The sequence below is a fragment of the Bacillus sp. S71 genome (assembly GCF_016625265.1).
Classification (GTDB): domain Bacteria; phylum Bacillota; class Bacilli; order Bacillales; family Bacillaceae_G; genus Bacillus_A; species Bacillus_A cereus.
This window is the reverse complement of record NZ_JACVUW010000005.1, coordinates 285,907-305,039: the sequence shown is the minus strand read 5'-3', so window position 1 is coordinate 305,039 and position 19,133 is coordinate 285,907. Positions and strand designations below refer to the sequence as shown.

Sequence of the window (19,133 nt, the reverse complement as noted above, 5' to 3'; positions counted from 1 at the left end):
AAACTTTCCAAATTATGGTGTATGATGGAAGAGTATTGGAAATTAAATCAGTGATAAACTAGGGGTGCCTAACGTATGCGTAGGCTGAGAGAGAAGCGCGTGAACTTCTTAACCCCTTTGGACCTAATCTGGCTCGTACCAGCGTAGGGAAGTTAACGGCTTTACATAATGATGTCTTTATGAGCCAGGTCCTTATTTTTTTATGGACCTGGCTTTTTTTATGGAAGATGCGCAAATTGGGAATACCGACAGTAGTGGATAGGGTTGTTCAACAAGCAATCAGTCAAGTGCTTGGTTCAATATTTGAAAAACAATTTAGCGAATCTAGTTACGGCTTTAGACAAGGGCTCTTTTATGTTTGTATTTCGGAACTTCATCATATTTCTTTAAATAATAAGCACGGTAAGTAGCTTCACGAAGTTGTACAGAGTTGGCAGCTTCAACCATGTAATAACGAAGATACTGGTTTCCTGTTCGTGTCATGGGTGTTCGTTCCGATTCAAAGTTTCCAGATTGCGATTTTTTCTAGTAAAGACCGGTGTATTTGGCCAATTGTGCTTCGTTCTCAAAGCGTTCAATTTGTCCAACTTCTGCAATGATTCCCGCGGCGTATACGACTCCAATGCCTGGAACACTTGTTAAATATCTCGCTTCTGGAATGGCTTAGAATAAAGCAGTAATGCTTTTTTCTATCTCTTTGATTTGTTTTTTCAATGTTTGAATCAATCGTGCATAAGTGGCTAATACAACGTCCACAGAGTCTTGAACGACCTTACCTAGTCGGTAGGAGTCACGTATGGCTTTCTTGATGGTTTTCGCTAAATCTTCCGGGTCGCTAAAGCGTCCTTTCCCCTTTTTCTGAAGAAGAGTAGCGAGTGCTTCTAGATCCATTTCTGCGATTTCATCCAACGAAAGGGAATCTGAGAGTATTTCCATCATCGTCGCACCAAAAACAGAGGTATTTAACTCTTTCGATAACGTATTACATTTGTAGTAAAGGTTCTTCAGAAAGTGTTGCTTACATTCTGTTTGCTGGTGAACGAGTTGATATCTAGATCGTGTTAAACGTTGAAGGGCAACGTATTTTTCCTCCTTGATAAGAAACTTATTATACCGTCCGATTCGTAAAAAATCGGCAATACGGAAAGCATCTATTTTATCGGTCTTATCTTCTTCAAAGAGTTTTTTATACCGATGGATGGCTTTTGGATTTTGTACGACCACTTCCACGTCTAAAGCCTTCAAATCCTTATCTTCCGTTAGGAACATGGAAGGATGGAAACTATAGACGGAAGTAGATTCCATACCAATGACAATTTTTTTATAGTTGTACAACTATAAAAAAATGGAGAACATCCTCCTTAATGGCGTTGGTACCATTCACATCGTTTGAAAGACAAATTTCTTTCAAAACAGTGTCATGACTGTCAAGAAAACATACATCAAGTTTTTCAGAGCTTACATCAATAGCTACGAATAATCTCAAAGAAAGGACCTCCTTTCTTTGAATAGTATTTGGAATGAGCTTGGATACTGTGGGATCTCCCTAGAGTCCAAAACATAGCCACAACCTCGCGTATGAGTATTCAATGATTGCCTTCATCTAAGCTGCCCTCCTCACTATGAGAGGTAAGTGAAGGAAACCGATACAGCTTGTGCGTATGCAGTGCATTTTGGTCTGGGTCACAGTCTTTTAACGTGGTCGAACTACAGGAGGAGTAAGCATATTCCCGATGGGTCCATTTCTGCACTTCCATTATCTGGGGAAATTACCCAGTATCCAAGACTAAATTTTACCCATACATCATTTTTTTGATGTAGCTCTTGAAGATAAAAACTATTTAATTTTCAAGGAACAGTTATTAACTTAAAACTTATTACGAGGAGGGTGTATTATGAAAAAAATATGCTTTGTATTAATTGTCGATGCTGGTATAAATTATGGTTCAATATTTTCTCTACCATTTTTAAGGAATCAGGATGATTTGAAGGAATATTTTTCTAAGTATTATGATGTTTCAATTAATTATATTAGGGATAAAAACTCAGTTGACTATTTGGTAGTTCCCAAACCGTGTCCAGCTTTTGATAATGAAAATAATCTTCCAATAATTGAAGTACCAGCAATCTTATTTATGGAAAAGAATTTTGAAAAAATAAAGTCTTATATAGACAATTATTTTTCTAATAACTCATAAAGAAAATAAAAGTACAGTAAAAAGAAGTCCGATAAAAAACGAGTGGTGTAGAATATTTCTATTAATCATTCGTTTTTTATTATATTTACATATATTTTTTAAAAGAGGATTATAGACGTTCTGAAAAAAATTAATTATAACAAGAACAGTGTTCGTGCTACTATCTACGGTTATTTTTTGTACTAAGTACCCCTTTAACTAACAAGACAACAAAAAATAATTAACGTATTAAGGAAAATGTTACTTTAAATGTAAGAGCTTTTTCTTTGAGTTTTAGCTCTGAATAATAAAGGTAGTTAAATCACTAAATGGAGGAGCAGGTCAATTTTGTTCCTTGTATAGTAAATTGTTACCTATCTCTATTGCAGATTGTATGGCAGGTAGCAGTTGTAGCGAAATGCAGCAGAGACAAAGGCTCTTTGTCAAACGGGACTGATAAATGTATTTGGCAAGTAAAAAATGGTTCTTTCCGGAGTTAGTTGAAAAGTCTCATTCTCTCCAAAAGTAGAATCTTTGTCCGCAATGTGGAGAATTTGTATCGACCATACATGATTCTTTTAATAAGCTTTAACTTGTTTATGCTCCCTTCGGCAAGACCATTATTATTCTCATAAGTTACCGCATTTCTGACAGCTTCAATATCCACGGCTAATCCATTCGTAAAGCTCTTAAACTCTTGTATATTAGTATTCTTCATTTTCTTAATACAATGGTCGAAATTCTCAATACTCTTTGTGGTGAAGATGTTTTTAAACTCCCATGTTAAGTCATAAACTATTTTTACAATAGGGTGTTCTTCGTAATTATTGTTGGTATTATGACGTATGTTCAAGCATATTATTTAACGTGGATGATTCCATAAAGAGAAAAAGAAATAACCTTTGCATTTTTCAGATTATCGTGTATGATGGGAAAGTATTGAAAATTAAATCAGTGATAAACTAGGGGTGCCTAACGTATGCGTAGGCTGAGAGAGAAGCGCGTGATCTTCTTAACCCTTTGGACCTGATCTGGCTCGTACCAGCGTAGGGAAGTTAACGGCTTTACATAATGATGTCTTTTATGAGCCAGGTCCTTATTTTTTTATGGACCTGGCTCTTTTTATTTTGGCATGCGCTGGCCATATCTCGTCCTTGTCACGAACAGGGGAGGCAACAAAGGTTATGAAACAGTCTGTTTCAGCTGAGCAAATTGAATTGAAATCGAGTTTACCAGGGAGTAAGAAAGTATATGTGGATGGACCACGCGCAGGCATGAAAGTGCCGATGCGTGAGATTGAACAAAGCGAAACGAACGGCATCCCAAATCCTCCAGTCCGTGTGTATGATACGAGCGGTCCTTATACGGATCCGGCGTATAAAGTGGAGCTGGAAAAGGGAATTCCAACGCCGCGTCATTCTTGGATCATGGAGCGCGGGGATGTAGAGGCATATGAAGGGCGCGAGGTGAAACCAGAGGATGATGGTGTGAAAGTGGCTTCGAAACATACACCTGTTTTCCCGCAAATGGATCGCCAGCCGCTTAGAGCGAAGCAAGGTGCAAATGTTACGCAAATGCATTATGCGCGTAATGGCATTATTACGTCTGAGATGGAATACGTTGCAATTCGTGAAGGAGTAGAGCCGGAGTTTGTTCGTAAGGAAATCGCAGAAGGCCGCGCTATTTTACCAGCGAATATTAATCATCCAGAAGCTGAACCGATGATTATCGGGCGTAACTTCCATGTGAAGGTAAACGCGAATATCGGAAACTCTGCTGTATCTTCTTCTATTGCAGAAGAAGTAGAAAAGATGACGTGGGCTACTCGCTGGGGTGCAGATACGATTATGGATTTATCTACAGGTAAAAACATTCATACGACGCGTGAGTGGATTATTCGTAATGCGCCTGTACCAGTTGGAACTGTGCCGATTTATCAAGCGCTTGAAAAGGTAAATGGAATTGCAGAAGATTTAACGTGGGAAGTGTACCGTGATACGTTAATTGAGCAAGCGGAGCAAGGCGTTGATTACTTTACGATTCACGCTGGTGTATTGCTTCGTTACATTCCAATCACGGCAAAGCGTACGACAGGTATCGTTTCGCGTGGTGGTTCGATTATGGCGCAGTGGTGTTTATTCCATCATAAAGAAAACTTCCTATATACTCATTTTGAAGAGATTTGTGAAATTATGAAGCAGTACGATGTTTCGTTCTCTCTTGGAGATGGATTACGTCCAGGATCGATTGCAGATGCAAATGACGAAGCACAATTCTCTGAGCTTGAAACACTTGGTGAATTAACGAAAATTGCTTGGAAACATGATGTGCAAGTTATGATCGAAGGACCTGGACACGTACCGATGCACTTAATTAAAGAGAATATGGAGAAAGAGCTTGATATTTGTCAGGGCGCGCCGTTTTATACACTTGGGCCACTAACGACAGATATTGCACCAGGTTATGACCATATTACATCGGCAATTGGAGCTGCGATGATCGGTTGGTTTGGAACGGCGATGCTTTGTTATGTAACGCCGAAAGAACATTTAGGTTTACCGAATAAAGATGATGTACGCACGGGTGTTATTACGTACAAAATTGCAGCGCATGCGGCTGATCTTGCAAAAGGACATAAAACGGCTCATCAGCGTGATGATGCACTTTCAAAAGCACGTTTCGAATTTCGTTGGCGCGATCAATTTAATTTATCTTTAGATCCTGAACGTGCGATGGAATATCACGATGAAACGTTGCCTGCAGAAGGGGCAAAGACAGCTCACTTCTGTTCAATGTGTGGACCGAAGTTTTGTAGTATGAGAATTTCACATGATATCCGTGAATATGCAAAAGAAAATGATTTAGAAACGACAGAAGCAATTGAAAAAGGAATGAAAGAGAAAGCAGAAGAATTTAAAGAAGCTGGTAGTCATTTATATCAATAACACATTACGCCTCTTTACTTGATTGATCACACTGTAGTACCTAACTTTATTATAGAAGAAGCCCCATTTGCTAAGACGGTAGCAAATGGGGCTTCTGTTGTTTATAAGGCAAAGAAGAGATGTACCCAGTAGAATAAGAGGAATAGTGTGACGACTGTTGTGAGCGGGATAACGATAAGGGATACACTTAAATAGTCTTTCCATTTTACTTTAATTTTGTTTTGTTTCAGAATATACATCCAAATGAGTGAAGCTAGTGTACCGATTGGTAGTAATAGTGAACCGATGTCACTACCAATGATGTTTGCAAGATAGATTGTTTTTAATGTGACTGGATCTAGTCCCATTTCTGTTAATGTAATTGTACCAATCATAAGGGCAGGATGGTTATTGAAGACGTTAGAGAGGATGGATACAAGTCCGCCCATTGCAAAGCTAGCATAGAGTAGATGCTGATTCACAATTGGCTCGAGCCATTGTACAAGTGCAGCTGTTAATCCTGCGTTGTGGAGTCCGTAAATAATGACGTACATAGAGAAGGCGAAAATTAAAATGTGCCACGGTGTCTTTTTCAAAATGTCGACAGGATTTGTTCGTAAGTAGTACCATCTCCAAATGAGAAGAACGAGTGAACCAAGTACTGCAACGATTTCAATTGGGATGGATAAGAAGGATGCAACGAATAGAAGACAGCGCATAAGGAAGACGAAACCTAATACTTTTAACATGAATCTTGTCCGTTTTTGTTTCGTATCAACAGAATTATTTCCTTTTAGTGGATGGAAGTTTTTCGTGAAGAAAATTTCTTCAATATCATATGAAGAAACAGGTAACTTTTTCGGAAGTTTTTTCTTCAAAACTGTATACATGAGCCATGACATAAATAATAAGCCTAATGTTGCAGGTACAAACATCATAGCAGTATGCATATAAAGAGTCATATTAACGATATTTAATGCGATTAAATTTACGATATTACTTACACCAATTGGTGCACTAGATGCCGTAGCGATTAAAGCACCACTTAATAAATAAGGAATTTGCTGATGAGGTTTTAATTGAAGATTTTTTAGAAGAAGAATTAAAATGGGAGTTGTAATTAAAATACTACCGTCGTTATTAAATAAAAGAGTCATGAGAAAACATAATAATTGAATATACCAGTATAAGCGGCGCCCAGAACCCTTTGCTAAATTTGCTAGTTTCGCTGCGGACCAATGGAAGAAGCCGAAGCTTTCTAATATAACTGCCATAACAATAGTTGCTAATATTGTTATGGAGGCACCGCCAATTTTACTTATAATATCCATGATGTCTGGTTTTGATACAAGTCCAGTAATTATGATGATACCAGCTCCGATTGCTGCTGGCCATGCCTCATTTAAACCACGAGGCCGCCAAAAGATAACAATCATCGTTAAGAAGAATACAATAATAGTAATCCATATTTCAATGCTCATATTTTGCCTACCTTTCTATTTTCCCTTGAATAGATGTAGCTTGTCTCAAGGTTATATTGGTAGTATATTCAGCAAAAAATAAGAAGAACTAGACGTATAACGAGATGAAGCGAATATGTGTTTTTCATGCTAAAGGACAAGTGTCACTCGTAGTGAAATAACTATTGTGATAGGAGTCTATTAATTGATTGGGCAGTAAGGTAGTAAATGAGATTTATATCAGCGTAACTGAAAATGTATCAGCGATTATTGAAATATATCGGCGTAACTCAAAATATATCAGCGATCATTGAAATATATCGGCGCAACTGAAAATGTATCAGCGATTTTTAAAATATATCGACTTATCGACAAAACATGAAAAAAGGAGGCCATTCCAAAATGCCTTTTGGAACAGACCCCAAGACTATATTATTTTTCCTTCAAAAAAGTACGATCCTTCAAGAATAAATTCCAGAAGAAAATAAATCCTGGTAATAAAATTGCAATCCCAATTGCGTATAGAATGAGCAGTGCATAGAACGTTTCTGTCGTTGTAAAGCTTGTAAATACAGTTACGTCAGGATAAATAATATAAGGTAAATGTGCGACGCCGTAAGCGTAGCTTGCAAATGCATATTGAGCGACGACAGCTAAAACGGCAATGCGAGGATATCCTAGTGTATTGTACTTTTTGTTTGTCCACCAAAGGGACGAGTATCCGATAACGAATAAAACAATAGAAACTGTAAACCACGGGAATTGCTTTATTAATCCTTGCATAAGCCAATGTGTTTCAGGATCCATTACAACGAGGGCGATGATCGCCGTAACGAGCGTTGCAGGACCAAGGATGATGGCATTTCTTCTATAAATTCTATACGTATCTTCTGAACTTTGTTCTCTCGCAAAATCAGCAAGAAAGAGAGAGGAGAGAAATAGTTCAGACGTTATTCCGAAGAGCATATAGCAATAGATAACCGGGCTAGAAAGAAGTTTTCCATACAGGAGTACTTCTTTCCCTTCAGACATTGTAATATAGGCTCCCTCTGTAACGGGTAAAACGGTAATTAATAGTGCTGGAATTAAGAGACCAGTAATACCTGAAATAACCCGAAGAAGGTACTGATATTTCGGCAAGGAGTAAGCAAACACCATAAATGTACTACGTACTGCAACAAGCACTAAAATTAACATAACTGGTACGAACATTACTGTCGCAAGGGTAAAGGCCGCTTTCGGAAAGAAGCCGAGAAATGCGACAACGACGAAGACGAGAAACGTATTTGTTACTTCCCAAGTTGGTGATAAGTACCGATTCGCAAGTTTGGCAGCGAGCGTTGGATGTTTTGCGTATACCATGCCCCAAAAACCAGCACCAAAATCGATGGACCCTAATATACTGTATACGAAAATAAGGGCCCATAAGATGATGATTGCAATACTTTCCTCATGCATGAGAATCGCCTCCTTGGTGTTGTAAATCATTCTTTAATGGATGTCTTCTAAAGAATGTACGTAGAACAAAGACTGTTAAAATAGCGAGTCCAATATATAAAATGATGAACAAAATAAATAAAGGACCGACGAAATCGGCGCGTGTAGCTGCATCGACGGTACGTTGCATACCATAAATTGTCCATGGTTGACGACCGCTACAACTGAAAATCCATCCGAATTCAATACCGAGCATCATAATTGGTCCGCATGCGGCAGCCCCCCAAAGTAGCCACTTCGGTAGTTCTGTTCCCTTTTTTCGGTACACGAAATACCAATATAAGAGTGCAATTGCTGCAACTGCAAAGGTGAATGCAGCAGTGCCGACCATTAAGTTGAATAGTGTATGTGTATAAAATGGTGGCCATGTTTCTTGTGGGAATTCCTTTAAACCTTTTACGACAGTGCTAGGGTCTAGTCCCACTAATAAGCTAAGCATGTTTGGAATTTCAAGTGCGTAGTTTAGTTCAAGTGTATTAGGATCCACAACTCCGCCAATGGATAGCGGTGCGTGTGATGTCGTTTCAAATAAAGCTTCAGCAGATGCAAGTTTTTCAGGTGAGTGTTTATGTAAGGCAATCGCTGATTCATGTCCTGAAAGCCACATCGTAGCGCCTGTAATAAATGTAACGACAAGCCCTAATAGCAGCCCTTTTTTATGATAAGCAATTTCACGTGTACTTAAATTTTTCTTCAATAATTTAAATCCAGCGATAGAAGCAATGACAGCCGCACCAGTTGCATAAGCCGTAATAACAACATGGAATGCACTTGTGCCAAAACTCGGATTAAAGAAAGCTTTCCAAGGATCAACGTTAAAAACAGATCCATCTGGATTCATTGAAAATCCTGCTGGTGTATTCATCCATGTATTTGCTGATGTAATGAGTACGGCGGATGCCGTGGCACCAAGCATGACGAAAAATAGCGAGATTAATCTCATAAATGGAGGAAGTTTATCAGCTGCATATACGTAAATCGACATGAATAAAGCCTCCAAAAAGAAGGCGAAAATCTCAATTTGGAAGGGAACAGAAATAACTTGCCCAACAATTTTGGCGAAACCAGGCCAAAGAAGTGAGATTTGCACACCAACAATTGTTCCAGTTGGAATTGCTACACCGAGAAGAATAGCAAACGCCTTTGTCCATCTTTTCGCCATAATGGCATAGTCGGAGTCTTTCTTCCAGTGATAGAGTATTTCGCTTATAAAAATCATCAATGAAAGACCGACCCCAAGTGTTGCAAAGATAATGTGGAATGCTAATGAAGAACCAAAAAATGCTCTTGCTAATGTTACCGTATCCATATGTAAACTCCTCTTCTTTTTTGCCATTATTTTCTGATTGAATTGGAAGATTTATTCAAAAAAACTACCAAAAATATATATGTATTTAAAAAGTGAATATGATAATATAATGTTGTAATATTTTGAATAGAAAGAAATAAATAGTTGGTCATGTTTTGTTTGTTTTTTGCTCAGGAATCTTTTATAATCTTTTATGCGAACATAAGTTCTGTTTTTCGGAATCAAGAAGTTTATGTGAAATGGAGAGGGTGTTTTATGTATCCTGAAGTCATTAAAAAGATGGCATTTTCAAAAGAGCATAGAGATTTATTATTGAAGCTATATAATAAAGAAATTACACGTCGTGAATATGATCGACTTGTACAATCGCTATATAAACCTTCTAAAGAGGTTTGCGGGGGATAGAAATGCGGGAGACAATCTAATAGATTGTCTTTTTTAAATTTATGTATGTTCTGATAAAATTAAGGTTAGCCTTACTAGGGAGGTGAAAAGATTGCGGAAACGTTTATATATAGGGATTGGAGTTATCTTCTTAATCGCTTTAGCTGGAATTGTATTTTGGTCAGCTTTACAAGGAAACCGTACAGAAAATTTTATTTTAAGACATATGGTGAATGACAATGGAACACTTGCCACGTATCGTTTAGTAGATACTAAGGCAGGTACGGGTGAAGCTAAGGGACGTGAAGCTTTATCAGAATCGGCGGGATTATGGTTACAGTATACACTTGATAAAGATGATCAGGCGTTATTTGATGAGCAAGTAAAGGTTATTCAAGATAATTTCATATATAAGAATCATATCGTTTTATGGAAACTCTCTGAAAAGGGAGAGAGGCAGTCAGCTACAAATGCACTTATAGATGATCTTCGTATTATAGAACAATTATATCGTGCTTATGAAATGTATAAGGAAGAGCGTTATAAAAACCTTGCCGATCAATTAAGTGATGCTGTACTTCGTTATAATAAAAAAGATAATTATTATGTTGATTATTATGATGCAGATGCAGGAAAACAAAATAATTTTGTAACAACATCATACATAAATCCGCGTGCATTCTCCTATATGAAGAAGTACGGCAAAGTTTCTGCTCAGCAATATCAGGAAGTCGTTCAATTTTTAGCAGATTATCCAAGGCATGGCTGGGCATTCCCAAAAGAGTATAAAGAAGATGGTACATTTACGTACGATAAAGAAGTGAATCTTATTGACCAATCATACGTTGCATATCATCGAAGTTTAGGTGGTCTTTCATCAGCTGCTTATTTGGAATTTATAAAGAAGAAGTTCCAGGAGGATGGAAAGCTATACGGTCGTTACAATTTAGAAACGGGAAAACAAACTGTGAATTATGAATCGCCGGCCGCGTACGGACTAACGATTTTGTACGTACTACAAACAGGTGATACAAAGTTTGCGAAGGAATTGTATGATCATATGGCCACATTCCGAAATGACAACGTATTTAGTAGATATTACGGTGGATATGTAACAGGTGAAAATAATAATACGCATATTTTTGATAACGTATTGCCGCTTTTAGCGGAAATGGAATTGGAGAAGAGTAAGAAATAGAAGGTGCTATCCTCTGGAGATGGCACCTTCTGAAACTGTAAAAGATATACAAGATAAGATGATTGCTACAAAAGATAGCCAAATTTCATTTTTATAAGGACAAATATCTACCATTTCAATATGAGTTACTATAGCAGCTGGCATTATAGCATCTTTAGCATTTGCTTATGTAACATATTTAAATAAAAAAGTTAATAAAACTATTGAAGAAGGAAAAGAACGAAATAGAATCGCAGAAGAAAAAAATTCAGTAAGCTGAAGAATTAATTGGAGAATCCCAGTTGATAGCTACTACAGGGCAGGAGAAATTAGATCTATTAGAAAAAAAACAAAAAGACCTCCCGAAATGGTGGTCTTTTTGTTTATATATAAATATTTTTTTATGTATAAGTAATTGGATGTATTATAAAGAATTTACCTTAAATACAATAGCCCAAGTGATACCAACATAAACACCTTTACCTTTATTATTAGCATCTACTCGAGTGGCTAATAGACCATAATACGCAGCTGTCACCGCTACACCAGCACCAATAATAGGCATTACCGTTGCAGCTAATCCTCCAGCAACAGCTCCAGAATTTGCAACAGTATTTAAGTCAGAAACATATTTCTTTGCTTGAGAATTATTAAACTTTCTCTCATATCCCCACCAATTATAAGTCCATGATCCATAAACAGCAGCATAAGCTACAGGACCTTCAGGAGTTACATTTGTAATTGTTAAATCTGGATTAATAATAATAGTTTTTAATTCAACTTGAGAGTTTAAAAAATCAAAATGCTCTTGTAATTTATCTAGCTCAAACTTTTTGTATACATCTTGAGGAACAGATTGAGTAAAACCAATTTTTCCACCTTCTTTAAGTTCCACATATTGCTCTACAGTTTTTATCATATTTTGTTCCGCAAATGATAATTGTTCAACATTATTAGGTTGAATATTTAATTCTTCTTTCACTGGAGTTACTGTACTAGGTGTATCCGCATGAGCAGCTCCAGCAGCAACAGACGAGAATACAAGTAATGAAGATAAAGTAGAAATAGCTATTTTTTTCATGAATTAAGTCCCCTTTTACATTTATGTATTTTTCTAGTATAATATATTATTAGTTGGTTATTTTGTCAATTGTTTTATTTAAAGTATTTTTTTCCCAATTAAAGGAGGTGATAAGTATGTTAAATACGATAAGAATATTGCTTACTATTTTAGTAACTTTACTAGGTTCCTATGCATTAATAACACAGAATTTTAATCTTATGCCCTTAACATTCTCCTTCTTAGGATTATCTATTTTAATTAATGGTGTAATAGGCCTTAAAGAAAATCGCAAATTTATGTCTTATACTAGTTTTTTAGCAGCCGCTTTTCTTATTTTTGTAGCAATTTACACAGCTATAATTAGATAAATAAAAAAGATAGTAGTGCTAGTAAAATTATCTTTACAAAATAAAAACCTCTTTGACTTAAGAGGTTTTTATTTTATTTATATTAAAATATAAAAATGTAATTCAATATTTACATATATAGAAAATTATTACAAGTATAGTTATGTGTGTATTTTTTTGATATAATTACCTTGTGAATAAGCGGAAAGTTAATTAGGTTTATAATTAGTTATATGTAAATAAATTGAAGGGAAAATATAATTTGTAATTAATCAAATTGTTACCGTTATCCAATACGTATTATTAAAATTAAAGTAGTTCAAGTCGGAAAAAGACTGTATAAAGGACCATAGAGCGTAGCTTTACGGACGAAAAAACTACATGGCTACCGATATGCTTGATTTTGTGGGCTGAAGTATGTCCAAATACAGGAATTTCTCACAGTAGCCTGTAAAATATAGGGAAATAGCTCTTCACCTGATCCTGTTTGGTCAGGTGAAGAGCTATTTCCTAGTTTTTATTGTTTTCATTTAATACAATTTTAAAATATGTTAGAGTGTCGTTATTTATTTGTAAATCAATATAATTTTACGTCCTAATACTAGAGAAGTAATCAATCACAAATTCACGAAATTGCTGAGCAGTTTTCGATAAGTAGCGTTTCTTCGACCAACTTAATCCGATGGTTCGCTGACAAGTGGGTTCAATAATACGCAACTTGCTTGATGCTAAAGTAGAGTTTTTTAATAAAGTTAAACTTGGAACAAAAGCGATGCCGAGACCTTGCTTAATGAGGTCGCTAATTACGGTCGGTTCATCGACTTCAAAAGCAATATGCGGAGTGAAACCAGCTTCTTTACAAAATTCATCTGTTAAGTGTCGAAATCCATAGCCAGTGTTCATACTAATGAACGGTTCGTCCTTTACTTCATGGAGGTGGATATTTTCTCGGCCTGATAAACGATGGCCTGAAGGGACGACTAAGAAAATTTCTTCTGTAATAAGTGGTTCCCAAACAATTTCTTCTCCTTCAATTGGCACAGAGGAGATACAAAAGTCAATTTCTATATTATCTAGTTGTCGTTTCATAGAAGGAGTGGATGCCAGAAATTGTTGGAACCGAACGTTAGGATGTTCTAGTAAAAAAGAGCCAAGTAGTTCTGGTAATATTCTCGGAATAGAAACGGCTAGTGTAATAGAGCTTTGTTGTAATTCGGCTAAATCTTTAATTTCTCGTTCCCCTTCGCTTAATTCATGAAAAATACGCTCTACTCGTTTCAAAAATACTTTTCCGAAAGAATTTAAAGTAATCTGTCGACCTTGGCGATCAAATAAAGGGACGCCTAAATCCTTTTCGAGTCTAGCGATTGTTTTGCTGAGTGAAGGTTGTGCGATATGCAATTCTTCAGCTGCCTTTGTCATATGTTCTAGTCGTGCAACTGTCTGAAAGTATTTTAACTGGAGCAGTTCCATTTCGAATCTCCTTTCTATAGACCAAAAGGAATGAATTGATAATTAAAGATGTATTATACAGTATGGAAAGTGACGTGTATAGTAAATCTGTTAAACCATTCTAATGGTGTTAAATTCGGAGAAGGAGTATGTTTCATGAAGGGAATTCAACTTATATTTAAAGATTGGAAAGCGATGTGGCACCATAAACATGGACGTATCGCTTTAATTTTTTTATTAATCGTTCCGTTAATTTATTCAGGATTCTTTTTAGCTGGATATTGGGATCCGTACGGAAGATTAGATAAATTACCTGTTGCAGTTGTGAACTTAGATAAGGGTGCTATGATGGATGAAAAAACAATTCATGCAGGAGACGATTTTGTTAAAAATTTAAAAGAGAATAAGGAACTAGCTTTTCATTTCGTATCAGAAAAAAATGCAGATGAAGGGTTAAAAGAAGATAAATATTATATGGTTGTTACGATTCCAGAGAATTTCTCTAAAAAGGTAAGTACACTTATGGATGAGAAACCAGAGCCGGCAAAGTTGCAGTACAAAGTAAATCCAGGTAAAAACTTTGTAGCAGCTCAAATTGGAACGACAGCTGTTGAAAATATGAAAACAAAAATCTCGAATAGTATTACGAAATCTTATACAGAAGGTGTCTTTTCAAAGTTTCAAGACTTAGCACAAGGGTTGAGTGATGCAAGTAATGGTGCTGAGAAGTTACATGAAGGAACGACCGATGCAAGAAATGGAGCGAATCAGCTTGCGGATGGTATTGATCGTTTAAGTAATGGGACATCGAAATTGAAAGAAGGAAGTGACAAGCTTGCATCCAGTCAATCTGCTTTAACCGGGGGAGCAAATGAGCTGAGTCAAGGAGCGACATCACTTCATAGTGGTATGGAATTACTAGCACAAGGTGAAAAAACGTTACAATCAGGAATTAGTGAATTAAGTGCTGGTACAAATGAATGGGTGAATGGAAATGAAAAACTTGCTGAAGGGCAAGCGAAAGCGGACAATGCGGCAAATAGTGTAAAACAACAATTAGAAGAGTACGTGAAAAATCATCCAGAAGTGCAGCAAGATCCCGCTTTTCAAAAAATTGTTGCTACGTCTAATGGACTAGCTAAAGCAACAAGTACTTTAAATAATAGCCAACAACAATTGACACAAGGTGCGAAGAAGCTTACTGACGGTCAACATAAGATTGAAGAAGGCATAAATACATTCGGAGTTAAGTTAAATGAAGCTACTGCTGGAACGCAAAAGATAGCAGATGGTGCATCGAATTTGGCTGATGGATTTACGAAGTGGGGAAATGGGTTTACATCATTGCAAGAAGGTGTAAATCAGCTTGCGAGTGGTGGAACGGAGCTGAATAACGGTGCTGGTAAATTAACAAATGGACTTGTTAAACTTGATGATGGTGCGAAAGAACTTTCTACGAAATTGGGAGAGGGCGCAGAGAAGATAGCGGATGTTCGTAATGATGATGCACGTAATACGATGTTCTCAGAGCCAGTTCAGTTAGTGAAGTCAACAGTTTCTGACGTTCCTAACTACGGTTCAGGCATTGCACCATATTTCTTATCGCTTGCATTTTATGTTGGCGGAATTATGGCATCGAATATTTTACCGCTTGGTCGTAGACAAAATATGAAGGTAAGCGGAACGGTACATTTTATTAATAAACTAGGATTGGTATATTTAATTGGACTTATTCAAGCGCTACTCGTAGATGTAGTTGTGCTAGGTGTTATGAAATTAGAAGTTGCCAGTGTGCCACTCTTTGTTTTATCAAGTATTGTGATTTCCTTTACGTTCATGACATTTATTCTTATGTTAGTAACAGTATTTGGTCTTATTGGAAAGTTCTTAGCAGTAACGCTTCTTGTCTTGCAATTAGCGACGAGCGGAGGTACTTTCCCAGGAGAATTAAATATAGCTGTTCTTAGTAAAATTGGACAATTTCTCCCAATGTCTCATTCTCTTAGAGGATTACAAGATGTTATTTCTTTAGGAGATTGGTCGCAATTACAAATGCAAATTTTAATATTGTTATGTTATCTCGTTGTTGCCGGTGGAATTGCTTGGATCACGAGTCATATACAGCATAGAGAAACGAATGTAGAACAAGTTTCTTAAGATGAAATAAGCTATCCGATTTTTTCGGATAGCTTATTTTTTATTTACGTTCCATTACTGCAAAGTAATTATTTTCATTATCAGCAAAGTTGAATGCTCTACCAGTAGGTAAATCTACAACCTGTCCAACTGTGACATTTTTCTCAGAAAGATCTTTATATAGACGGTCTAAGTCATTTGAGAAGAACATAAGTGAAGGTGTATGTAAGTTTAACTCAGGTTGCATCTTTGCAATTAACGCTTTATCGTGAAGGACGATGCTTGTTCCTGCTTCTTTCGCCGGTGCAATTTCAATCCAGCGGAATCCGTTTCCGTTATTCTCTTCCGCAATGATTTGGAACCCTACTTTTTCTGTCCAAAATTGTAATGTTTCGTCTTGGTTATTTACATATAGCATAATTTGTCCAACTTGATTAATCATAGGTGTCTCTCGCTTTCTTTTTATATGCGTATCATTATATCAAATATATGGCTTGAATAGTTTTTTATGATTTTTTCGGAATACAACCTTCGTCCATTTCATCTTTGTTGTAGGAGAAGGACCTGTAATCCAAGTATGAAATGGTATTGTGCTACAAATGACCATTGTTGAAATAGAGATAATAGCCGTTAACACAAATAGTAATAGGCTATATAATATAGTATTTTCTTGCAGTGTGAATAAAGAAAGAAACTTTGTGCATAGTTGCAAGAAGAATAAATGAGCTAAATAAGCACCATACGTGTAATTTCCAATGAAACGTAACGTTTTATATAAGAAACCACGACGCTGTACTATCATAATAGATAACACATACAGTATGATAATTTCGCATACGATATATAAAAACATAGATGGCTTTAAATAGGTAGAAACAGTTAAATGAATAGAGTTTGCTCCGTAAAAACTAAACAACTCATAATTGATGAATAAAAATAAGATGAAAAATAATATTGTTATAAGCGGGATATGTTTCATGACGAATAGACGCCAAGTTTTTAGTGCTACAGCGGCAATGCCACCCATAACGAAATAGAATGAGTAGAATAGAAATGATCGATCTGTATAATGTAAAATTGTTGAGCTTGTTAATTTTTCTCCATTAAAAATATAGTGAGAAGAGAACCACATTAATAGAAAATATAGGCAAGCGAAAAAGGTCATATATTTATATATGTCTTTTTTATTTTCTGTTCGTTTTTGAAACCAATAAAAAAGTGTGCATAGTAAAGGGAACAATAAGTGAATTTGGAACATCATAATAACGTACCAAAGATGGGGCGCGGCTGTTCCGAGTAATAAACTTTTTATTCCGCCTTGTAATGTAATAAGATCATTTGTTGTTAATAAGTAAAGAATAGACCAAAAGAAATAAGGAATGAGTAAGTGTGTCGCTTTTTCAGAAATATATTCTTTATATACTAATTGCTTCGTATAGTGACGAATTAAGTGAAATCCAACGATAAATATGAATGCTGGTGCTGAGAATTTTGCAAGATTAAATAGCATGCCCATAATGAGGGATTGCTCAAGTAAGACATTTCCTTGATTCATTGTATATAATAAGGAACTTTGCAAAACGACAGCGAGAAATGCAATGCTTTGCAAAACTTTAAATTCAGGTGCGCTTTGTGTCATTATTTCCATCTCCTTTTCCATACATGATTATAGTACGGAGAATGGATAATGGATGTGGAATATTTGTGAAGATTTTAACAAATTTGTGGCGAGAGGAAATATCAACTTATCAACAAATAACGACAAAAAGAGGATGCTCGTTTAGAGCATCCTCTTTCTAGCTATTAAGCAAATTTGTTTTTGATCCAATTCTTACCTTCTACAAGGCGAGCTGTCATTACCGCACAAGCGTTATCTGCTGTTACGTTTAACATCGTTGCAGGTGGATCAATGATTGTACTAATTGCTGCGATAATTGGCAGTGCTTCTGGCGGGAAACCGTATAGAGATACGATTAACATTTCACCAATCATACCACCGCCTGGAATAGCACCCATTACTGTTCCTACTAATAAAGAAACAACAAGTGCGATTGCTAATGTTTTCGGTCCTTCGAATTCCATGTTGAAAATACCGAATAAGAAAGCAATTTTTAATACGCCACCTAAAACAGAGCCGTCTTTATGAAGTGTAGAACCAAGAAGGACAACTGTTTCACGAACGTCTGAAGAAATACCCATTTTCTTCGTTGCTTCTAAGTTCGCTGGAATACTTGCGGCACTACTACAAGTTGCAAGTGATGTAACTGTAGGAGAGACCATGTTCTTCCAAAATACTTGTACACCTTGCTTGCGACCTGCAAGGTATGCATAGAATGTGAAGAATACAAAGAAATAAATTAGAGAAGCTGGATAGTATACCATTGCCGCTCGGAAGTAAGTTCCAAGAAGTTGTGGTCCGAATTCACCAACTAATGCTGCGAAGTAAGCAGCAAGTCCGATTGGAGCGTAGTACATAATGAAAGATACAACCTTCATTGAAATCTCTGCACCAGCTTGTAGGAATGTAGCGAATGGTTTTCCTTTTTCGCCAACTGCTGAAGTTGCAATCCCCATTAAGATAGAGAAGAAAATAAGAGCTAACATATTTTCACGAGATAGTAACTTCGAGAAGTCAGATACTGTTAAAATACCGACGATTTGATCTGCAACACTAACAGCTTTGCCGGCTTTGTCAGGTTGTGTTAGTTCTAGTACAACACCTTGTGCTGGCGGGAATACTTTCACGACAATAATCATAAAAATAGCAGCTAAAATACTTGTAAATAAGAAAGTCCCAGCCATACTAGACATAATTTTACCGAAACGTTTTAATCCATCCATATTGGCAATAGACGATGCGATGCTAAAGAACACTAGAGGTACAACAATCGTAAACATTAAGTTTAAGAAAATGTCACCAAGCGGCTTTAAAGCAACTGCATCGGCACCCATGAAATAACCAATGAAACCACCAATTAGGATAGAAGATAATAAAATAAGCGGAAAGCGATATGCCTTCATAAATATATCCTCCTATCAATTAAAAAAATCATACTGAATCATTATAGCGAGTTAGAGTCCTCTTTACTAGGAGAATACGGATAAATGGAATAGCGTGAAAACCAAGAAATTTTTGTTTTTAAGCTCGGCATACAGCAGGAAATCTAGACATATATATTTGTAACCTAGTGGTGGCAAGGGATGCAC

At 36.4% G+C, this 19,133-nt stretch carries 17 protein-coding genes, 2 pseudogenes and 2 riboswitches; of the genes and pseudogenes, 7 read left to right on the top strand and 12 right to left on the bottom strand.

What is annotated here, in order from left to right; genetic code table 11:
- Positions 1-50: 50 nt before the first annotated feature.
- A riboswitch (TPP riboswitch) is annotated at positions 51-167 on the top strand.
- Between the two features lie 169 nt (positions 168-336).
- The 3 genes and pseudogenes from IBT51_RS27415 to IBT51_RS27405 all read right to left on the bottom strand — a co-directional run bounded on the left by IBT51_RS27415 (position 337) and on the right by IBT51_RS27405 (position 1,486).
- Positions 337-597 (bottom strand): annotated as a pseudogene (locus IBT51_RS27415) (transposase).
- Between the two features lie 66 nt (positions 598-663).
- On the bottom strand, positions 664-1,335 hold the full coding sequence (locus IBT51_RS27410) for an IS110 family transposase (RefSeq protein WP_481748734.1): 672 nt from the start codon (positions 1,333-1,335) through the stop codon (positions 664-666).
- Positions 1,322-1,486, bottom strand: coding sequence for a hypothetical protein (locus IBT51_RS27405; protein ID WP_481748733.1), 165 nt, complete (start codon positions 1,484-1,486; stop codon positions 1,322-1,324). Before IBT51_RS27405 ends, IBT51_RS27410 begins: the two co-directional genes overlap by 14 nt.
- Before the next feature lie 409 nt (positions 1,487-1,895).
- Here IBT51_RS27405 and IBT51_RS14390 point away from each other — a divergent pair, with 409 nt between their 5' ends.
- Positions 1,896-2,198: a hypothetical protein gene (locus IBT51_RS14390; protein ID WP_200458447.1), complete on the top strand. Its 303-nt coding sequence runs from the start codon at positions 1,896-1,898 to the stop codon at positions 2,196-2,198.
- Positions 2,199-2,673: 475 nt separating this feature from the next.
- Here the strand turns inward: IBT51_RS14390 and IBT51_RS14385 are convergent, their stop codons facing one another.
- Positions 2,674-2,943, bottom strand: coding sequence for a transposase (locus IBT51_RS14385; protein WP_481748735.1), 270 nt, complete (start codon positions 2,941-2,943; stop codon positions 2,674-2,676).
- Between the two features lie 45 nt (positions 2,944-2,988).
- On the opposite strand from IBT51_RS14385, the pseudogene IBT51_RS27400 reads away from it, so the two are divergent.
- Positions 2,989-3,060: pseudogene (locus IBT51_RS27400) on the top strand (L-lactate permease); the annotation flags it as partial.
- Between the two features lie 71 nt (positions 3,061-3,131).
- Positions 3,132-3,247, top strand: a riboswitch (TPP riboswitch).
- A 114-nt stretch (positions 3,248-3,361) separates the two neighbouring features.
- Positions 3,362-5,122: a phosphomethylpyrimidine synthase ThiC gene (thiC, locus tag IBT51_RS14380; protein WP_000814450.1), complete on the top strand. Its 1,761-nt coding sequence runs from the start codon at positions 3,362-3,364 to the stop codon at positions 5,120-5,122.
- Between the two features lie 101 nt (positions 5,123-5,223).
- Here the strand turns inward: thiC and IBT51_RS14375 are convergent, their stop codons facing one another.
- From IBT51_RS14375 to cydA, 3 genes are all read right to left on the bottom strand, one after another.
- On the bottom strand, positions 5,224-6,582 hold the full coding sequence (locus IBT51_RS14375; RefSeq protein ID WP_078400886.1) for an arsenic transporter: 1,359 nt from the start codon (positions 6,580-6,582) through the stop codon (positions 5,224-5,226).
- Positions 6,583-6,993: 411 nt separating this feature from the next.
- Positions 6,994-8,019, bottom strand: a complete 1,026-nt coding sequence (locus tag IBT51_RS14370) for a cytochrome d ubiquinol oxidase subunit II (RefSeq protein ID WP_000544183.1) — start codon at positions 8,017-8,019, stop codon at positions 6,994-6,996.
- Positions 8,012-9,367 carry a cytochrome ubiquinol oxidase subunit I gene (gene cydA / locus IBT51_RS14365; RefSeq protein WP_000381975.1) on the bottom strand — a complete coding sequence of 452 codons (1,356 nt, stop codon included), beginning with the start codon at positions 9,365-9,367 and terminating at the stop codon, positions 8,012-8,014. The genes IBT51_RS14370 and cydA overlap by 8 nt, the downstream gene beginning before the upstream one ends.
- 255 nt (positions 9,368-9,622) lie before the next feature.
- Between cydA and IBT51_RS14360 the strand changes: the two genes are divergently transcribed.
- Both IBT51_RS14360 and IBT51_RS14355 read left to right on the top strand, forming a co-directional pair.
- On the top strand, positions 9,623-9,772 hold the full coding sequence (locus IBT51_RS14360; RefSeq protein ID WP_000283180.1) for a hypothetical protein: 150 nt from the start codon (positions 9,623-9,625) through the stop codon (positions 9,770-9,772).
- Between the two features lie 91 nt (positions 9,773-9,863).
- On the top strand, positions 9,864-10,949 hold the full coding sequence (locus IBT51_RS14355; protein ID WP_140155547.1) for a transcriptional regulator: 1,086 nt from the start codon (positions 9,864-9,866) through the stop codon (positions 10,947-10,949).
- A 403-nt stretch (positions 10,950-11,352) separates the two neighbouring features.
- Here the strand turns inward: IBT51_RS14355 and IBT51_RS14350 are convergent, their stop codons facing one another.
- The gene (locus IBT51_RS14350; RefSeq protein ID WP_000716866.1) at positions 11,353-12,009 is read right to left on the bottom strand and encodes a hypothetical protein; all 657 of its coding nucleotides are present in this window, start codon (positions 12,007-12,009) and stop codon (positions 11,353-11,355) included.
- Positions 12,010-12,125: 116 nt separating this feature from the next.
- Here IBT51_RS14350 and IBT51_RS27030 point away from each other — a divergent pair, with 116 nt between their 5' ends.
- Positions 12,126-12,359, top strand: coding sequence for a DUF3953 domain-containing protein (locus IBT51_RS27030; protein ID WP_233935560.1), 234 nt, complete (start codon positions 12,126-12,128; stop codon positions 12,357-12,359).
- A gap of 567 nt (positions 12,360-12,926) precedes the next feature.
- On the opposite strand, the gene IBT51_RS14340 is transcribed toward IBT51_RS27030, so the two are convergent.
- Positions 12,927-13,811 (bottom strand): LysR family transcriptional regulator, encoded by an 885-nt coding sequence (locus tag IBT51_RS14340; RefSeq protein ID WP_200458449.1) that lies wholly within the window; start codon positions 13,809-13,811, stop codon positions 12,927-12,929.
- A 135-nt stretch (positions 13,812-13,946) separates the two neighbouring features.
- Between IBT51_RS14340 and IBT51_RS14335 the strand changes: the two genes are divergently transcribed.
- Positions 13,947-15,947, top strand: a complete 2,001-nt coding sequence (locus IBT51_RS14335; RefSeq protein WP_088022440.1) for a YhgE/Pip domain-containing protein — start codon at positions 13,947-13,949, stop codon at positions 15,945-15,947.
- 40 nt (positions 15,948-15,987) lie between these two features.
- Here the strand turns inward: IBT51_RS14335 and IBT51_RS14330 are convergent, their stop codons facing one another.
- The 3 genes from IBT51_RS14330 to IBT51_RS14320 form a co-directional block, all read right to left on the bottom strand.
- A complete protein-coding gene (locus tag IBT51_RS14330; protein WP_088022442.1) occupies positions 15,988-16,368 on the bottom strand; it encodes a VOC family protein in 381 nt (126 codons plus the stop codon).
- A gap of 39 nt (positions 16,369-16,407) precedes the next feature.
- Entirely contained in the window at positions 16,408-17,565 is a 1,158-nt protein-coding gene (locus tag IBT51_RS14325) for an acyltransferase (protein WP_000194332.1), read from the bottom strand.
- Between the two features lie 164 nt (positions 17,566-17,729).
- Positions 17,730-18,947 carry a dicarboxylate/amino acid:cation symporter gene (locus IBT51_RS14320; protein ID WP_000649376.1) on the bottom strand — a complete coding sequence of 406 codons (1,218 nt, stop codon included), beginning with the start codon at positions 18,945-18,947 and terminating at the stop codon, positions 17,730-17,732.
- Positions 18,948-19,133: the final 186 nt, after the last annotated feature.

What these genes read in the sequence shown, in the direction of transcription:
- IBT51_RS14340 (WP_200458449.1), bottom strand. Translation starts at nt 13,811, where the DNA reads ATGGAACTGCTCCAGTTAAAATACTTTCAGACAGTTGCACGACTAGAA.
- IBT51_RS14325 (WP_000194332.1), bottom strand. Translation starts at nt 17,565, where the DNA reads ATGACACAAAGCGCACCTGAATTTAAAGTTTTGCAAAGCATTGCATTT.
- IBT51_RS14335 (WP_088022440.1), top strand. Translation starts at nt 13,947, where the DNA reads ATGAAGGGAATTCAACTTATATTTAAAGATTGGAAAGCGATGTGGCAC.
- IBT51_RS14360 (WP_000283180.1), top strand. Translation starts at nt 9,623, where the DNA reads ATGTATCCTGAAGTCATTAAAAAGATGGCATTTTCAAAAGAGCATAGA.
- IBT51_RS14350 (WP_000716866.1), bottom strand. Translation starts at nt 12,009, where the DNA reads ATGAAAAAAATAGCTATTTCTACTTTATCTTCATTACTTGTATTCTCG.
- IBT51_RS14320 (WP_000649376.1), bottom strand. Translation starts at nt 18,947, where the DNA reads ATGAAGGCATATCGCTTTCCGCTTATTTTATTATCTTCTATCCTAATT.
- IBT51_RS14330 (WP_088022442.1), bottom strand. Translation starts at nt 16,368, where the DNA reads ATGATTAATCAAGTTGGACAAATTATGCTATATGTAAATAACCAAGAC.
- IBT51_RS14375 (WP_078400886.1), bottom strand. Translation starts at nt 6,582, where the DNA reads ATGAGCATTGAAATATGGATTACTATTATTGTATTCTTCTTAACGATG.
- cydA (WP_000381975.1), bottom strand. Translation starts at nt 9,367, where the DNA reads ATGGATACGGTAACATTAGCAAGAGCATTTTTTGGTTCTTCATTAGCA.
- IBT51_RS27030 (WP_233935560.1), top strand. Translation starts at nt 12,126, where the DNA reads ATGTTAAATACGATAAGAATATTGCTTACTATTTTAGTAACTTTACTA.
- IBT51_RS14370 (WP_000544183.1), bottom strand. Translation starts at nt 8,019, where the DNA reads ATGCATGAGGAAAGTATTGCAATCATCATCTTATGGGCCCTTATTTTC.
- thiC (WP_000814450.1), top strand. Translation starts at nt 3,362, where the DNA reads ATGAAACAGTCTGTTTCAGCTGAGCAAATTGAATTGAAATCGAGTTTA.
- IBT51_RS14390 (WP_200458447.1), top strand. Translation starts at nt 1,896, where the DNA reads ATGAAAAAAATATGCTTTGTATTAATTGTCGATGCTGGTATAAATTAT.